The organism is Xanthomonas arboricola pv. populi (assembly GCF_002939945.1).
Lineage (GTDB): Bacteria > Pseudomonadota > Gammaproteobacteria > Xanthomonadales > Xanthomonadaceae > Xanthomonas > Xanthomonas arboricola_A.
Genome location: NZ_MDEB01000008.1, coordinates 54,848 through 71,021, shown reverse-complemented (window position 1 = coordinate 71,021; position 16,174 = coordinate 54,848). Strand labels below are relative to the sequence as shown.

Sequence of the window (16,174 nt, the reverse complement as noted above, 5' to 3'; positions counted from 1 at the left end):
ATGCGGTGCCGCAATACACCGTTACAGCTGCAACGAGGGCGGCCGCAAGGCCTTGTGCCAGCTGGCTCGGCGCCCGTTCGCCAACAGGCGCCGACCTGTGCTCAGCCGCAGCGCACCGAGGCGATCACGTTCTTGGCATCCACTTCCAGATTGAGCCGTTCGCCGTTGAACTCCATCGTCGTCATCTGGCCGGGTTTGAGCACGCGCACCGATTTGGCGCCGGCATCGTTGCGGGCCTGGTCGCTCACCGCATCGGTCAGCGCCTGGCCCACCAGCGACTGCACCTGGGTGGCATCGCAGCTGCCGATCGGCGGCGCTTCGGGCGCGGCGGCCGGTGCCGGTGCGGCGGCTTGTTCGGCGGCTTGCTGCGCCTTGGCGGAGACGGCTTCCTGCTCGTCCGGTTGCGGTGAACCGCAGGCACTCAATGCCGCCAGCGCGACCAGGGTACAGGCCAGACGGGCGGTAGGCAGGACAGCGCGCATCGATAACTCCAGCACAGTAGGGGACATCCAAGCATAAGCAGAAAACCCGCTCGCGGCATCGCTTGCCCACGTAGCGTTGTCGCAGCGTTGACGCGGCCTAGTCCTGCCCGGCTCAACAATCGGCGCCTGTCCTTCGATCCGTGCGCAATGAAAGCCAAACGTGTTCTCCGCAATGCCGCAGCCAGTGCCGGCGCCGCAGGCAAGCTGGCCACCGTAGCCGCCGGCGCGGTGGCCGCCACGGCCGCGGTGGCGAGTGTGGCCGTGGTCGCACAGGCCAAGGCCACCGCGCGTGCGGCCGGGCTCACCTACGTCAACGATCAGCAGCCCGGCATCAGCCGCCGCAAGGCCGGCAAGAGCTTCAGTTACCGCAGTGCGGACGGGCAACGCGTGGCCGATGCCGACACCTTGCAGCGCATCCGCGCCCTGGCGATTCCGCCGGCGTATACCGAGGTGTGGATCTGCGCCAAACCCAATGGCCATCTGCAGGCCACCGGCCGCGATGCGCGCAGGCGCAAGCAGTACCGCTACCACGCCGATTGGGCGCAGGTGCGCGGCGAAGGCAAGTTCGAACGGGTGATCGCCTTCGGCCAGGCGCTGCCCAAGTTGCGCCGCCGGCTGCGCCGCGATCTGGTCTTGCCGGGATTTCCGCGCGAGAAGGTGCTGGCGATCGTGGTGGCGTTGCTGGCCGATACCCTGGTGCGCGTGGGCAACGCCGAATATGCGCGCAGCAATCGTTCCTATGGGCTGACCACGTTGCGCAACCGGCATATGGAATTCCTGCGCGGCGGACGTGCGCGGCTGAAGTTCCGCGGCAAGAGCGGCCAGGATCACGATATCGAGGTGGACGACAAGCAACTGGTCAAACTGATCCGGGAATGCCAGCAATTGCCGGGACAATCGCTGTTCCAGTACCGCGACGACGATGGCCAGTTGCAGCCGGTGGATTCGGGCGAGGTCAACGACTATCTGCGCGAGGCGATGGGCGAGGATTTCACCGCCAAGGACTTCCGCACCTGGGGCGGCACGCTGGCCGCGCTGCAGCGGCTGGCGCGGTTGCCGCTGCCCGAGCGCATGAGCGAACGCGCGCTGACCCAGGTGCAGAACGATGTCATCCGCGAAGTGGCCGATGCGCTGGGCAACACGCCCTCGGTGTGTCGCAAGGCCTACATCGACCCATGCGTGTTCGAAGGTTGGCGCGCCGGTCAATTGCAGGCCATGGCCACCGGCGTGCGCGGCGAGCGCCAATGGGAAGCGGCGACGCTACGCTTTCTGACCGACTCGCGCAGCAAGCCACGCAAGTCGAGCAGCAAACCGCGCAAGGCGGCCGGGCCGAGCCTGCGCCGCGCCAGGCCTGCGTGAGGCCGTAATCGGCGGCGATCTCCAGGGCGGGGTGATCGGCAGTTGCAGCCTGCGTGCGCCACGCAAACGTCGGCTCGCAGCCTCTGATTGCAGTGTCGGATCACCGACCGCGCGTGTTGCGCGGTCGTTCACGCGAGGTGCCGGTAGCGATCAATCGTCTGCGAGCTGCTTCTGGCGCCGTTGTGCCCAGGCGTCGCGCATGAACGTGTAGTCGTCCACGGCATCGCGGCGTGCCGCATCCATCGGCAACATCCGCGCGCGTCCATCTGCCAGCTGCAGGCCCATCAGCGAATTGACGAGCCGTGCATTGTCCAGGTAGCTGATCGGTGTCAGCTGCTGGTCGCCGAAGCGGCCAAAGGTGTCGCGCACGCTGCCCGGCCCCAGGATCGGCATCACCAGGTAGCGCGAGTTGCGCCAGCCCCAGGTGGCAAAGACCTGCCCCACATCCTCGTTGTATCTGGGCATGCCGAAGCGGGTGGCCGGATCGAACAGCCCGGCCACGCCAATGGTGCTGTTGACCACGAAGCGTCCCAGCGACTGCGTCGCCTTGACCGGGCGACCCTGCAGGAGTTGGCTGACCGCCGTGCCCGGCTGGCCGAAGTTGGCGAACATGTTCCTGACACCGGTCTTGACCGGCCTGGGGGCGATCTTGTCGTAAGCCACCGCAACGGGGCGGAACAGCACCTTGTCGGCACCGCGGTTGAAGCCGTGGATCTTGCGGTTATAGGCCTCCCACGGATCGCGCACCGGTGTGGTGCCATAGAGCGCCTGCGCGTCCTGCTCCGCGCGTGAGCTGGCGTCTACCGACGGCGGCGGCGTCGCTGTGGCGTGCGCGGCCTGCGATAGTGCCGGCTGGGTGCTGCCAGCGTCTCCCTGCGCCGGAGCATCGCCGGCGCCCTGCTGTTGCTCGGGTGGATCAAGCGTGGCTTGCGGCAGTGGCGGCGCGACCAGCGTCGATCCGATCGGCGGACCGATCACGCCAGGTGCCGATGCATGTGTGGTGGCAGGTCCGCTCGCGCAAGCCGATAGCAATAGCACGGTGGCAGCCGCAACAAGGTAACGGGGAGTCGTCATCGTGGGATCCTTCAAAGTTGGGTGAGGCATGGGGTGGGGCAACCACGTATGCGCGTTGCGCTATGCAGTGACGTGGCGCAGCCACGACCACAGCAGTGGGCCGCACCACAACGCCGTCACTCCCGCGCAGGCAATGCTCGCCATCCAGCGCAGCTGGTTCAGCCGCCGACGCTGGAAATGATGCTGTTGCAGATCCGGCAAGTCGTGCCACACCCGGCGATTGCCGGCGGGAACCGGTTGCCGTGGCGGTATGAGGGAACGGTGGGTAGGCATGGTGCGGTCCAATGACATGGAACAGGGAATGGCTGGAGTAGTACGGGCGCTTCCGCGACATCGCCCGGCAGGCGGTGTGGCGAGGCGGTTGTGCGGTGGCGGTTGGTTGCTGAAGGCGATGCTATGGATGACGCGCCAGCGAGGTTTTAAGAGTTTTTTGATTTGCCCTGCCCGGTAGGGATAGGTTCACGAACCGGCGTCGCGCAGGGTTTGCCAACACCCGGTTGCAGCCTGCAATGCCCAGCGATGACGCCAGCAGCAACGTCCAGAACCGTACCTGGATGACGCCTGCCGGCAATGCCAGATGGACGCGTGCGACCGGAACCGCCCGGCCGGCCAGGGTGACCCCGCAATCGTTGCGTCGATACGACTGCGCCAGGCGTTCATATCTGGATGCAGGAGATGGCCGGCACGCCCGGAAGGCCGCAGCTCACGACAAGCGCGAGCGGCGCGTTGGTCTCCATCGTGTTCTACCGTCATAGGTGCGACATTGGATGCGATAGGTCGTCGCAGGCGGAACGTTTCGATTTCAACAAGCCCAGGCCGCAGACCACGGCATCGACGCACCCTCCATCGATGCGGGGTACCGCTTCGCGATCGGCAACATCCATCTGCAGCAGTCTTGCATGCGGAAAGCGCTGCTTGAGCAACGCGGAAAAGCTGGCGTTGTAGTCGAGCAGGATGAGCTTCTTTTCCTGCACGCCCTTGTCGATCGTCGCCTGGGTGAACACGCCGGTGCCCGGCCCGAGTTCGAGAACGCGGCCGGTACGGTGCCCGGAATCGGCATGGACCACTCGTACACTCCGGTTCTGAGCGCGCCGCCCGCACTCGCCTGACCGCCGCTCGCCACGTGTTGGTAGCCGCTCTTAATGCAGAATTAAACCCGCTCCGCGATGCTGTGCACCCACGTTGGCCTACCGATTGGCACCGAATGAAGCTGCTCCTTGTCGAAGACGATGTCATGCTGGCCGAAACCATCTGCGATGGTGCGCAGCAGGGTGGCTGGGAGGTGGACCATGTCGTCGATGCCGGTGCCGCCAACGGGGTGCTGGGCGCGCATTCGTATGCGGCGGTGCTGCTGGATCTGGGGCTCCCCGGCGAATCCGGGCTGTCGGTGTTGCGCGGCATGCGTGCGCGCTGCGATGCCACGCCGGTGCTGATACTCACCGCACGCGGCCAGCTGAGCGAGCGCATCGTCGGCCTGGACGCGGGCGCCGACGACTATCTGGTCAAGCCGTTCCAGTTCGACGAGTTGTGGGCGCGGGTGCGCTCGGTGATCCGGCGCAGCCAGGGTAGTGTGGTGCCGGTCTTCACCTTCGGCGAGGTCAAGGTCGACCGCAGCCGCCGCGCGGTGAGCAGGGGCGGCGTGGATGTGGTGCTGAGCGCGCACGAGTACCGCACGCTGCTGGCGCTGATCGAGCGGCCCGGCCACGTGCTCACGCGCGATCGCCTGCAGGATCTGGTCTACGGACCCTCCAGCGAGCTGGAAAGCAACACCATTGCGGTGTTCATCCATCAACTGCGCCGCAAGCTCGGCGAGGACCTGATCAGAACCGTGCACGGCCTGGGCTATGTGGTGGGGCAGCCGAGCGCATGAGACCTCGGTCGATCACCGCGCAGTTGTTCATGGTGATCGTCAGCGTGATCGCGGTGTGCTGGGTGGTGGTCATCGCCATCGTGCTCAGTTGGCTGCAGCTCAACCTGCAGAGCACCTGGGATGAAAAGCTCGAGGCCATCGCCACGCAGATGCTGATCACCATTCCGGCCAGGAGCAAGTTCGAGCGCAGGGCCGGCCCAGGCCTGCAATTGCCGGACACCTTCACCAGCGAGCGCGAAGAGCTGGTGTTTCAAGTCTGGATCGACCGCTCCAGGATGGTGGCGCGGACCCCGGGCGCGCCGGATTCGGCGCTGCAACCGTCCTTCACCGATGGTGCGGCCAGCACCATCGTCAACGGCGTGCAATGGCGCGTGTACGCCATCACCGACAAGAGCGGGCGGGTCAGCGTGCAGGTCGGCAACCCACAGAGCGTGGTCGATGCGGACATGCGGCACGCCGCCTGGCATGCGCTGGCATTGGCCAGCCTGTTGGTGATCGTGGCGGGGGTGGTGATGTGGTTTGTGGTGCGGCGGTCGTTGCAGCCCGTCAGAGCGCTGGGAATCGCCTTGCGGCACCGCAAGCAGTTCGATCTCACCCCGTTGCCGCTGTCGAAACTGCCGCGCGAAATCCACGTGTTGGTGGCTTCGTTCAACCATATGCTGGAGCGGCTGGATGCGGCCATCGACGGCGAACGCCGTTTCATCGGCGACGCCGCGCACGAGCTGCGCACGCCGCTGTCGGCCCTGCAGGCACAGGCCGAGATCGCGCTGGCGGCCGAGGACGTGGATAGCAAGAACCGCGCGTTGTCGAAGTTGCTGCGCGTGGCAAAACGCAGCACCCGGCTGTCCGAGCAACTGCTGGATCTGGCACGCCTCAACGCAGGCAGCACCGCGCCGACGCATGCCATCACCGAACTCAGCGTGCTGGTGCATCACGTCGCGCAGGAATTCGAGGTGCACGCCAGCCAGAATGCGCGCGCGCTGTATCTGGATATCCACCGCTGCGTCATCGCCTGCAACGTGGACGAGATCGGCATCCTGCTGCGCAATCTGGTCGACAACGCGCTGCGTTACACCGCCGAGGGCGGCAATATCCTGATCAGTTGCGGCTACGTGGCCGAGTGCACAAGCCACAGTGCGCACACCCGTCAGGATCAACCGAGGGTGTATCTGCAGGTTGCCGACGACGGCCCGGGCGTGCCCGAGTCCGAGCGCGATGCCATTTTCGTCCGCTTCCACCGCGTAGCCGGCACGCCGGTGCGCGGCAGTGGCATCGGACTGTCACTGGTCGCCGGCATCGTGGACCTGCACCAGGCAAGCATCGAAACCGGGCCTGGCCTGAGTGGGCGGGGTTTCAGCGTGCGCATCGTGTTTCCGGGAATCGCCGGCGATACACGCGGGCTCTGAGGTCAACGCGCTGGATGCGCACGCGTGGCGGTGTGCTGCATGGGCTGAACGATGCGTCAGGCGGCAATCGCCCGCACCAAGGGCTTGGACGAGACCCAGATCGCCAAAGGTGTGGCGCAGGCGCTGCCGATTGCTGGCCATACCGCACGTGCCCGCTGCGCGTCGCCGTGTTACGTACGGCGACGCGGATGCGCCGGTGCCAACAGCACCCCCTCAGCCGCAGTAGATCGCGGTGATGTTGTTGTTCGGGCCGGTCTCGACGGTGAGGTGATCGCCACCGTTTTCGCTTGCGCCCTGGGCCGGGTCGGCCAGGCCGCTGGCGGTGGTGCCGCCGGTGGCGCGTTCGCCGCGGCGCACGCTGACCTGCAGGCTGTCGCTGTCCACGCGCGCACGTTCGATGGTCTGCGCCGCCGCGGCCAGGCCGACCGCGCCGCGCACCTTGTCGATATGGCACTGGCCGGAGATGACCCCGTCGATAGGCTGCACCTGCGCGACCTGGTTGGAGGCACAGGCCGAGAGCAACAACACGGCAGCGAGCGGGGCGAGGGTGCGGATCATCGGGGGGTCTCCAGCGGAAGAATGGCGCAAGCGTGAAGAAAGCGTTGTTGGCGTGGCATGAAGACTGCCGGCTGCCCGCGCCGCGATACCAGGCGCGCCATGCCCTGCCGCTGCCCGGGCGCAGGGCTAGCCTTCTCGCGTGACCGAGATGGTCCAGCAGCTTGCGATTACTTTGATTCATGGACGACTCCCCTACCAACCTTCCGCCGCCAGGCTTTGCCCGGCCACGGTGAGCCGTTCACGCATCGGCGCAGCGCTCGTGAAAGGCCTGCCCTGCATCGGTCACGGTGCGCTTGCGGGTGGAGCGCTGCATCAGGCGCGTGTCCAGTTGCGCTTGCAGCTGCTGCATCACGCCGGATGACGCTGTTGGGGCGCGGTGCCCGGTCGGCGCGGCCTCGGCAAAACTGACGCTGCGCACCAGCTGCACCTACAGCGCAATGTCACTGAGATCGATCACCGGCGGCCTTGGCGCGTGCAAAGGCCGAGCACTATCAGTGCGCAGCTGTGGCAACGCAGACAGTGCCGTGGAGATTGCCGGCGTGCTTACCGCGTACGCGTCAGTCCGTGACGGTGCAGCAGTTGCCGCAGGCGGCGCTGCACCCGCTGCAGATCGGCTGCTGCGGCCTCATCCAGGATGCCTTTGGCCAAGGCATCGAACTGCTGCCAGAACTGGCTGGGGTCGCGCACCCGCTGCGGCCAGACCGACAGCATCTTGCCCAGGTCGGCGAGTTGGTGGCTGGTGTGGGTGTGTCTGCGTGTGCTCATGTCGCGTCTGCCGGCCAGTCCAGTGCCACAGCGTGGACCGCGCCGTCGTCGACCAGAGTGAAAGCCAGCTCGGCCTGTGTCACGCCGTCGATCTCCAGCCGCGCCTCGATGCCCGGGCGTTGGGTGACGTCGATGACATAGGTGCTGCTGCCGAAGCGATAGCGTAGCTGGTAGCCCGGCCAGCCGGCCGGGATGCACGGCACGATGTGCATGCGCTCGCCGTGGCGCTGCAGGCCGAGCAGCGATTCGGTCAGCAGCCGGTACATCCAGCCGGCCGCGCCGGTATACCAGCTCCAGCCGCCGCGGCCGGCGTGCGGCGCCACCGCGTAGACATCGGCGGCCAGCACATAGGGTTCGGCCTTGTAGCGCTGCATGCCCGCCGTGTCGCGGGCGTGGTGGATCGGGTTGATCAGGCCGGCCAGTTGCCAGGCGCGCGCACTGTCGCCGCGGTGGGCAAAGGCCATCGTCGCCCACACCGCCGCATGCGTGTACTGGCCACCGTTCTCGCGCACGCCGGGGACGTAACCGCGGATATAGCCGGGGTCGTGCCCGGTGCGATCGAACGGGGGCACCAGCAGCTTGACGATGCCGGCGTCGGCATCCACCAGCTGCTGGTGCATCGCGTCCATCGCCTGTGCACTGCGTGCCGGATCCATCGCGCCGGACAGCACCGCCCAGCTCTGCGACAGCGAGTCGATGCGGCATTCGTCCGAATCGCTCGAACCCAGCGGCGTGCCGTCGTCGAACCAGGCCCGCCGGTACCACCGCCCATCCCAGGCATGCTGTTCCAGCGCGGTGCGCAAGGCCTGCGCATGCATATGGCAGGTCGCCGCGAAGGCCGCATCGTCGCGTTGTGCGGCCACGGCGGAAAAGCGCAGCAAGGCGTCGTAGAGGAAAAAGCCCACCCACACGCTCTCGCCCTTGCCGTCCTTGCCGACCCGGTTCATGCCGTCGTTCCAGTCGCCGCTGCCGATCAGCGGCAGGCCGCGTTCGCCCAGCCGTGCCATGCCGCGCTGCAGGGCGAGCACGCAGTGCGCGTACAGCGACTGCATGTTGCCGGTGATCTGCGGCAGGTCGTAATACGATTCCTCGTCGGGCTTGAGGGCGCGCCCGTCGATGAAGCTCACCCGCTCGTCCAGCACGCTGGCATCTGCAGTGACGTCCAGATAGCGGCACAGCGCCTGCGGCAACCACAGAAAATCGTCCGAGCACTGCGTGCGTACGCCGCGGTCCTGCGGCGGATGCCACCAATGCTGCACATCGCCCTGCGCGAACTGATGCGCAGCGCAGCGCAGCAGATGCGCGCGGGCCAGCGCCGGCTGCGCGTGCACCATCGCCATGCTGTCCTGCAGCTGGTCGCGGAACCCATAGGCGCCACCGGACTGGTAGTAGCCGCTGCGTGCCAGGAACCGGCAGGCGATGGTCTGATAAAGCAGCCAGCCGTTGGCCAGCAGGTCCACCGCCGGGTCGGGCGTGCGCACCTGCACGCTGCCCAGCACCTGCTGCCAGTGCGCGCGCACCGTCAGCAAGGCGGCCTGCGCGGCGGCGACCCCGCGGCTCTGGCGTGCCAGTGCCAGCGCGGTGTCGCGATCCACCGCCGCGCCCAGGCGGAACACCGTTTCAAAGCTCTGTTCGGCCGCCAGCGTCACCGGAATCTGGATCGCCGCGCACGGGTCCAGGCCGGCACCCACGCGCCCGGACAGGCGTTGCCGGCCGAGCGCGGCGGGCGCAGCCAGGCTGCCGTTGCGCCCGATGAATTCGCTGCGGTCTGCGGTGATGCTGCGGCTGGGCGCATCGGCATCGAAGAACGCCACCCGCCCGTCGAACTCGGTGTTGTACGGGTTGCGCGCGGTCAGCACGCTGCTGCCCAGGTCCACCTCGCTGACGACATGCAGCTGCGAGCGTGTGCGGATGTCACCCAGCACCCACTCCACATAGCCGGTCACACTGAGCCGGCGCGGACGCCCGGACAGATTCTTCAGCCGCAGATGGCTGAACTTGATCGGCCGCTCCACATCGACGAACACCCACAGCTCGCTGCCGATGCCGTGTTCGATATGGCTGTAGACGCTGTAACCGAACCCGTGGCGCACCGTGTAGCGCGCGTTGCCGCGACACGGCAGCGCCATCGGCGACCAGACCTGGCCGGTGTCTTCGTCGCGCAGGTAGAACGCCTCGCTGGAGGCATCGCCGACCGGGTCGTTGTGCCACGGCGTGAGCCGGAATTCGTGCGCGTTCTCGGCCCAGCTGTAACCGGGGCTGCTGTCGCTGACCACCGTGCCGAAGTGCGCATTGGCCATCACGTTGCACCAGGGCGCCGGCGTGGCCGTGCCCTGGTCCAGGGTGATGCGGTATTCGCGGCCGTCTGCAGCGAACGCGCCCAGGCCGTTGTCGAACTCCACCGCTTCTTCGGCTGCGGCCTGCAGGGTGGTGTCCAGGTAGGCGGCGTGCGTGCTGCTCAGATACTCGGCGCTGTCCAGTTGCTGGATGGGTTCCAGCACCGGCGGCAGCGCACGTGCGCCGGGGTGGCGTTGCAGCTGCGCGTCCAGGCTGCCGTTGGCATCGCTGAGGATCGCGCGCGCCACGGTCTGCAGCAGCACGCGGTCTTCCTGCGAGATGTGTTCGATGGCGCGTACGAAGATGCCGCCGGGGCGGTCGAGCACATTGGCCTCGGGGTCGGCGGCGATCAGGCCCAGGATGGCGTCCTGCAGCGATTGCCGATAGCCGGACTGGCTCTCGTTCCAGATCACCAGATCCGCGCGCAGGCCTTTCAGGCGCCAGTACGCGTGCGCCTGCACCAGCTGGCGCACCAGCTCCAGATTGTCCGGGTCGGTGATGCGCAACAGCACGATCGGCAGATCGCCGGAGATGGCGTGACTCCACAACGCCGACTGGCCGCGATGATTGTGCAGCAGCACCTCGTTGTCGGCGCGCAATTGCGGGTCGACGAACAGCACGCGTGCGGCCAGCCGCTCGTAGAGCATCGCGTCTTCCAGCGAGGCGTTGATCTGCCGGCGGGTGACCTGGCTCTGGGTCAGCGCCAGGTCGAACACGCGGTCGGCCAGACGGCGGTCGCGGTACTTGTCGATCAACGCGGTGCAGGCCGCGCGCTGGGTGCCGACGCCGTAGACCATGTCCACCTGCGCCTGTTGATCCGGTGCCAGCGAAATACGGCAGCGGATCGCCACGATCGGGTCCAGCACCGAGCCGGCCGCGCCGGACAGGCTGGCCTGATCGCGCAGGGCCAGCGGATTGCGGGTGCTGCGCCCGCGCCCGACAAACGCGGCGCGGTCGGTCTCGTAGGAGATCGACGCCACGTCGGCATCGTGCACGGCCACCAGATGCAGCATCCACGGCTGCGCCTCGTCATGCCCGCGCGGGCGCCGCGTGCACAGCAGCGCCTGTTTGTCGGCCAGGATCTCGGTCTGCACGAACAGGTTGCTGAAGGCCGGATGCGCCTCGTCGGCCTGCGCCGGTGCAAGCACCACTTCGGCGTAGGTGGTGATTTCGATCACGCGCGTCTGCCGCGAGCGGTTGCGGATGCGCAGCCGGCGCAGTTCCACATCGTCCTCGGCGGAAATGGCGATTTCCAGGTGGCTGTCGTAGCGCTGGTGGCTGCCCTTGAACTCGGCCTTGGCCTCGGAAAAGATCGCCTCGTAGCGCTCCACCGGTACGCAGGTGGGCTGATGCGCGGCCGACCACACCGCGCCGCTGTCCACATCGCGCAGGTAGCAGAACGTGCCCCAGTGGTCGCGGGTGCCGTCTTCGCGCCAGCGGGTCACCGCCATGTCGCGCGCGCGGCTGTAGCCACCGCCGGCCGAGGTCAGCATGCCGTGGTAACGCCCGTTGGACAGCAATTGCAGCGCCGGCTGGGCCAGGTTGGGGTCGCGATGGATGCGCAAGGCCATGCCCGCCTCGGCGGCCACCGGGCGTTGCGCCGCGTCGGCCAGGCCTTTGACGTACACGCCGGCACGCGGCGCGCGCTCCTGCAGCAGCAACAGCGTGGCCTGGAACTGCGGGTCGGCGACAAAGCGCCGCTGCATCGGCGCATCGCGCAGCACGTGGTCCAGCGCCAGCAGCGCCATGCCCTGGTGATGCGACATGAACGAGCGCACCAGCGCGTGCTGTTCGCCACGCGGCACCCGCGACGGGGTGTAGTCGATCGCCTCGTACAAGCCGAAGCGCCCGCCGAATCCCAGCGCCTGCAGCTGCTGCAGGTTGCGGCAGGCCGCATCCGGTTCGACCATCAATGCCATTGCGCTGGCGTACGGGGCGATCACCAGATCCTGGCCCAGGCCGCGCTTGAGCCCCAGGCCGGGCACGCCGAAGGCGCGGTACTGATAATTGCGTCGCGTATCGACCGTGTTGTAGCCCGATTCGGACACCCCCCACGGCACCGCGCGTGCGGTGCCGTAGCGGATCTGCGCCTGCACTGCACCGCGCATCGAGCGGCTCAGCAGCGTCTGCGGGTAGCTGGGCATCACCAGATCGGGCATCAGATACTCGAACATCGAGCCGCTCCACGACAGCAGCGTCGGTTCGGCGCCGGTGTCGGTCAGCGTGCGCCCGAGTGCGAACCAGCTGTCCTGCGGCAGCTTGCCCTGGGCGATGGCCACGAAGATGCCTAAGCGTGCCTCGGAGGCGAGCAGATCGTAATGCCCGCTGTCCAGGCGATGGTCGTCGACGTTATAGCCGATCGAGAGCAATTGCTGGGCGGGGCTGTAGAGGAAGTCGTAGTCCATCTGCGCCAGTTGCCCGGCGATATGCGCAAGCCGTTGCAGCTCCTGCACGCGTGCGGCCGCCCAGGTCTGCACGCCGGGTGTGTGGTCGCTGGCGGCGAGTTGCCGCAGCGTGGCGACGGTGTCGCCAAGCGTTTGCGTCGCCTGCGCATCGGTACCGGCAGGCATGGTTGCGCAATGGCCGACCTCGGCCAGGGCCGCCGCGCAGCTGTCGATCAAGCGTTGCGGCCACGGCTCGTCGTCGTCGCTGCCCGGCAGCAGTGCCAGGAGCGTGTGGCTCTGCGCCAGCAGCAGGCGCAGCGCCTGGTCGGCCTGGTGCAGGCTCGGCGCGGGCTGGCTGCGGACGCTCCGCAGGCTTTGCGACATTGCGTCCAGCGCATCGGCGGCGGCGTCGCTGCGTGTCTGCGTGTGTGATGCCAGCACGCCCAGGGTATCGGCCAGTCCATCGAACACCGCCATCGACACCGCCGGTGCATCCACCAGCGCCAGCAGCCCTTGCCGCAGCGTCAACAGATGCCCGACCAGGTTGCCGCTGTCCACGGTGGAGACGTAGCGCGGCAACAACGGTACCAGCGTTTCGGTGTCGTACCAGTTGTAGAAATGGCCGCGATAACGCGGCAGCGCTTCCAGCGTGGTCAAGGTAGCGGCCACGCGGGTCATCACGCCGGCCACCGTCAGGTAGCCCAGATCGTAGGCGGCCAGATTGGCCAGCAGGCCCAGGCCGATATTGGTTGGCGAGGTACGGTTGGCCACCACCGTGACCGGATACTCCTGCACGTTGTCCGGCGGCAACCAGTGGTGCTGCGCAGTGCAATGGCTCTCGAAGAACGCCCAGGTCCGCCGCGACAATCCACCGAGGAAGGCGCGCTGCTCCTGCGACAACTGTGCCACCGGCGCGGCGGGCTGCCCGCCCAGCCAGGCCATCAGCCAGGGCGCGCCCATCCACGCCAGCCCCAGCGGCAATGCCGCCCACAACGCCAACGGCGACCACCACGCCACCGCAGCGATCGCCAAGGCCGCACTGCAGGCGGCGCCGGCCATCAGCTGTTGCTCGGCATTGCCGCTGCGCGCGCTGCGCTCCACCTCGCTGGACGGCGCCCACTGCAACAGGTGGCGCCGGGTGATCGCCATTCGCACCAGCGTGCGGGCGATCGCCGACAGCTGCAGCCCCGCTTCGAATGGCAGGCAGGCCAGCACCACGCCGGTGCGCAGCAGGTGCTGACGCAGCCCCATCCCGACCTGGCGCGCGTGATGGCGCAGTCCCAGGCCCTCGGGCGGATGCGCCAGCGCATACAGTGCCGAACACAACCCCGGCAGCAGCCACAGCACCAGCAGCCATAGCGTCCAGCGCACGGGGGTGGGCGAGCACAGCCAGCCGATCAACAACAAACCCAAGGCGGCCGGTGCCACCAGGCTGCGGCGCAGGTTGTCCAGCAACTTGCCGCGCGACAACCACGACAGCGGATTGCGCGCGCGTCGGCCGCCACGGTCGGGCACCCACGGCAACAGCCATGGCAACAACTGCCAGTCGCCACGCACCCAGCGTGCGCGCCGCTTGGCATCGGTGGCATAGCGTTGCGGATGCCGTTCGTACAACCGCACGTCGCTGAGCAACCCGGCACGCACATAACAGCCTTCCAGCAGGTCATGGCTGAGCACGCGATTGTCGGGGAAGCGGCCGGCCAGCACCTGCTCGAAGGTGGCCACCGCATAGATGCCCTTGCCGATGAAGGAGCCTTCGCCGAACAGATCCTGATACACGTCCGACACCACGCGGGTGTACGGGTCGATGCCCGGCTCGATGCCGAACATGCGTGCAAACCGCGATTCGCCGCCCTCGCTCATGCCGGTGCCCAGGCCGGGCTGCAGAATGCCGTAACCGGCCTCGACGATCTGCCCGGATGCATCCATGCGTGGCACATTCAACGGATGCGACATCGCCCCGACCAGTGCGCGTGCCGCATCCCGTGGCAGGTGGGTGTCGCTGTCGAGCGTGATCACATAGCGCACCTGCACCAGCGCGGCCACATCGCCATGCACCTGCAGGAATTCACTGGCTGCCTGCTGCCGCACGTCGTCGGCGCAGAGCAGGCGGTTGAGTGCTTCGAGCTTGCCGCGCTTGCGCTCTGCACCCATCCAGCAGCCCTCGCCAGCGTTCCACTGGCGTGCGCGGTGCAGCAGGAAGAAACGATCGCCGTGCGCATCGGCATAGGCCGCGTTGAGCCGGTCGATGTGCTGCGCCGCATGCGCCACCAGCGCCATGTCCGCAGGCAGCACTGCCTGCCCGGCATCGAGGAAATCGGTGAGCAGCGCGAAGTACAGCTGTGCGTCGCGGTTGGCCAGGTAATGCACCTCCAGCGCACCGACCAGCTCGTCGATGGCCTCGTGACTGGCCAGCATGCTCGGCATCACCACCAGCGTGCGGCAATCGGGCGTGATGCCGGCACGCAGATCCATGCGCGGCAACGGCCGTGGGCGCACCCACAGCGTTGCCACCCAGTTGACCAGCGCAATGCCCAGCTCGCTGGCGGCCAGCAGTGCGATGCCGGCGGTGATCCACCACAGCGTTGGCGGCACTGCGCTCACGCCCTGCAGCAGCACGCCGGTCCACAGCAATGCGATCGCGGCGATCGGCAACAGGTAGACCGGCAGCGCAACGCGACGCGCGCGTGGGCGAGGTGGTGTCGGCAGACCTGACGCGGCTGGGTCGCGCAGCGCGGCACGCAGCCGCGGCAATCCCGCATCCACCAGGTAATAGCCCACGTGGCTGGCTACCGGCGTCGCGGCATCGGCGTGCGCCGCCAACTGCAGTACCGCCTCGGCCACGGCCGGCTCGTCGCGCTCCAGGCGCTGCGCCAGCTGTTCCACCACATGCCGGTAGCTATCGCGGGTGTGGAAATCCATGCGTGCGTAGACGTCGGCCGGATCCTTGCGCAAGCGCTGCTCGACCACGCTCATGGCCTCGACGAAGTCGCGCCAATCCATTTCATCCAGGAACCGCAGGCTACCGATGCTGTTGCTGATCGAGACCTGCTCGGCTGCCTGGCGCTGGCTTTCGGCGTGCACCAGCGCTTCCACACTGTGGCCCTGGCTTGCCAGCCATTGCTCCACCCAGGCGCTGGCCATCGACAACACCGGCCCACGGCCCTGGATGCCGCGCGTCAGCTCGGCCACGAATGCACCGGTCGCCGGCGGCTGCGAGCGCGCCAGGTCGGCCACCACCACCACCACATCCTTGGGCTGGGTGGCGGCAGTGTCGTTGAGCAATGCCGCCCAATGCGCTGCCAGGCTGCTGTCGCGTCCATCGTGCATGATGTCGTCGGCAATGCGGCGCAGGTTGTCGATCAGCGCCAGCCGCAACATGATCGGAATCGCCCACAACTCGCCGAGCTTGAGCGGTGCCACCTGTTGGTAGGCGGCGATGAAACGGCTCAGCGTGACGACATCCACGCGCCCGTCGCCATGCGCCACCACCTGCAGGCCCAGCTCATAGACGCGCGGCAGGCCCACCGAGGTGGGCGTGCGCAAGCGTGGCAATTGCCGGCTGTAACCGGGCGGAAGATGCTGACGCGCCAGGCGCATCTGTTCTTCGACCAGATAATAATTGTCCAGCAACCATTCGCCGGCCGGGTGCAATTGCACCCCGTCGGCGGCCATCTCGGTCAATCGCGCGGCAGTGCTGCCAAGCGAGCGTTGGTTGGATTTGAGTTGCGCCAGCAGCAGTTCGCGCGTGGGCCCGGTATGCAGCACATGTGCCTGCGCCAGGGCCTGTCCCAGCGCTTGCATCTGTTCGTCGCCGAACAGGGCCGCGCCTTGTGGCGCTGGATCGACCGGAGACTGGTGCAGTGTGGCTGCTGGCTGCGTAATCGACTGCCACCAGAGGGAGAACGCAGAAGCCTTCCGCTGTGGCGGCATCGAGAC

Annotated in this window: 10 protein-coding genes and 1 other RNA gene; 4 read left to right on the top strand and 7 right to left on the bottom strand. The window is 67.5% G+C overall.

The window, feature by feature from the left end; all coding sequences use genetic code 11:
• Positions 1-101: 101 nt before the first annotated feature.
• A complete protein-coding gene (locus XaplCFBP3123_RS18385; protein ID WP_104535336.1) occupies positions 102-482 on the bottom strand; it encodes an I78 family peptidase inhibitor in 381 nt (126 codons plus the stop codon).
• 57 nt (positions 483-539) lie between these two features.
• Here XaplCFBP3123_RS18385 and XaplCFBP3123_RS18380 point away from each other — a divergent pair, with 57 nt between their 5' ends.
• The gene (locus tag XaplCFBP3123_RS18380) at positions 540-1,841 is read left to right on the top strand and encodes a DNA topoisomerase IB (RefSeq protein WP_172453372.1); all 1,302 of its coding nucleotides are present in this window, start codon (positions 540-542) and stop codon (positions 1,839-1,841) included.
• A 150-nt stretch (positions 1,842-1,991) separates the two neighbouring features.
• Here XaplCFBP3123_RS18380 and XaplCFBP3123_RS18375 read toward each other — a convergent pair whose 3' ends face one another.
• Complete coding sequence (locus XaplCFBP3123_RS18375) at positions 1,992-2,915, bottom strand: MlaA family lipoprotein (protein WP_172453365.1); 924 nt, start codon at positions 2,913-2,915, stop codon at positions 1,992-1,994.
• Positions 2,916-3,664: 749 nt separating this feature from the next.
• Positions 3,665-3,982, bottom strand: coding sequence for a methyltransferase domain-containing protein (locus XaplCFBP3123_RS18370; RefSeq protein WP_146091387.1), 318 nt, complete (start codon positions 3,980-3,982; stop codon positions 3,665-3,667).
• Here XaplCFBP3123_RS18370 and XaplCFBP3123_RS18365 point away from each other — a divergent pair.
• From XaplCFBP3123_RS18365 to XaplCFBP3123_RS18355, 3 genes are all read left to right on the top strand, one after another.
• Positions 3,974-4,050: non-coding RNA, sX9 sRNA (locus XaplCFBP3123_RS18365), on the top strand. The two genes, XaplCFBP3123_RS18370 and XaplCFBP3123_RS18365, sit on opposite strands and share 9 nt — an antisense overlap.
• Before the next feature lie 69 nt (positions 4,051-4,119).
• Positions 4,120-4,785, top strand: coding sequence for a response regulator (locus XaplCFBP3123_RS18360; protein ID WP_104535333.1), 666 nt, complete (start codon positions 4,120-4,122; stop codon positions 4,783-4,785).
• Complete coding sequence (locus tag XaplCFBP3123_RS18355) at positions 4,782-6,191, top strand: sensor histidine kinase (RefSeq protein WP_104535332.1); 1,410 nt, start codon at positions 4,782-4,784, stop codon at positions 6,189-6,191. Before XaplCFBP3123_RS18360 ends, XaplCFBP3123_RS18355 begins: the two co-directional genes overlap by 4 nt.
• Positions 6,192-6,404: 213 nt before the next feature.
• Here XaplCFBP3123_RS18355 and XaplCFBP3123_RS18350 read toward each other — a convergent pair whose 3' ends face one another.
• The 4 genes from XaplCFBP3123_RS18350 to XaplCFBP3123_RS18335 all read right to left on the bottom strand — a co-directional run bounded on the left by XaplCFBP3123_RS18350 (position 6,405) and on the right by XaplCFBP3123_RS18335 (position 16,168).
• Positions 6,405-6,749 carry a hypothetical protein gene (locus tag XaplCFBP3123_RS18350; RefSeq protein WP_104535331.1) on the bottom strand — a complete coding sequence of 115 codons (345 nt, stop codon included), beginning with the start codon at positions 6,747-6,749 and terminating at the stop codon, positions 6,405-6,407.
• Between the two features lie 238 nt (positions 6,750-6,987).
• The gene (locus XaplCFBP3123_RS18345; RefSeq protein ID WP_253254252.1) at positions 6,988-7,167 is read right to left on the bottom strand and encodes a LysR family transcriptional regulator; all 180 of its coding nucleotides are present in this window, start codon (positions 7,165-7,167) and stop codon (positions 6,988-6,990) included.
• A gap of 125 nt (positions 7,168-7,292) precedes the next feature.
• Positions 7,293-7,514 carry a hypothetical protein gene (locus XaplCFBP3123_RS18340; RefSeq protein ID WP_104535330.1) on the bottom strand — a complete coding sequence of 74 codons (222 nt, stop codon included), beginning with the start codon at positions 7,512-7,514 and terminating at the stop codon, positions 7,293-7,295.
• Positions 7,511-16,168 carry a glycoside hydrolase family 94 protein gene (locus XaplCFBP3123_RS18335; protein WP_104535329.1) on the bottom strand — a complete coding sequence of 2,886 codons (8,658 nt, stop codon included), beginning with the start codon at positions 16,166-16,168 and terminating at the stop codon, positions 7,511-7,513. The genes XaplCFBP3123_RS18340 and XaplCFBP3123_RS18335 overlap by 4 nt, the downstream gene beginning before the upstream one ends.
• Positions 16,169-16,174 lie beyond the last annotated feature (6 nt).

Bases quoted from the DNA above. Each gene is read 5' to 3' on its own strand.
- XaplCFBP3123_RS18385 (WP_104535336.1), bottom strand. From the start codon at position 482: ATGCGCGCTGTCCTGCCTACCGCCCGTCTGGCCTGTACCCTGGTCGCG.
- XaplCFBP3123_RS18375 (WP_172453365.1), bottom strand. From the start codon at position 2,915: ATGACGACTCCCCGTTACCTTGTTGCGGCTGCCACCGTGCTATTGCTA.
- XaplCFBP3123_RS18360 (WP_104535333.1), top strand. From the start codon at position 4,120: ATGAAGCTGCTCCTTGTCGAAGACGATGTCATGCTGGCCGAAACCATC.
- XaplCFBP3123_RS18355 (WP_104535332.1), top strand. From the start codon at position 4,782: ATGAGACCTCGGTCGATCACCGCGCAGTTGTTCATGGTGATCGTCAGC.
- XaplCFBP3123_RS18350 (WP_104535331.1), bottom strand. From the start codon at position 6,749: ATGATCCGCACCCTCGCCCCGCTCGCTGCCGTGTTGTTGCTCTCGGCC.
- XaplCFBP3123_RS18340 (WP_104535330.1), bottom strand. From the start codon at position 7,514: ATGAGCACACGCAGACACACCCACACCAGCCACCAACTCGCCGACCTG.
- XaplCFBP3123_RS18335 (WP_104535329.1), bottom strand. From the start codon at position 16,168: ATGCCGCCACAGCGGAAGGCTTCTGCGTTCTCCCTCTGGTGGCAGTCG.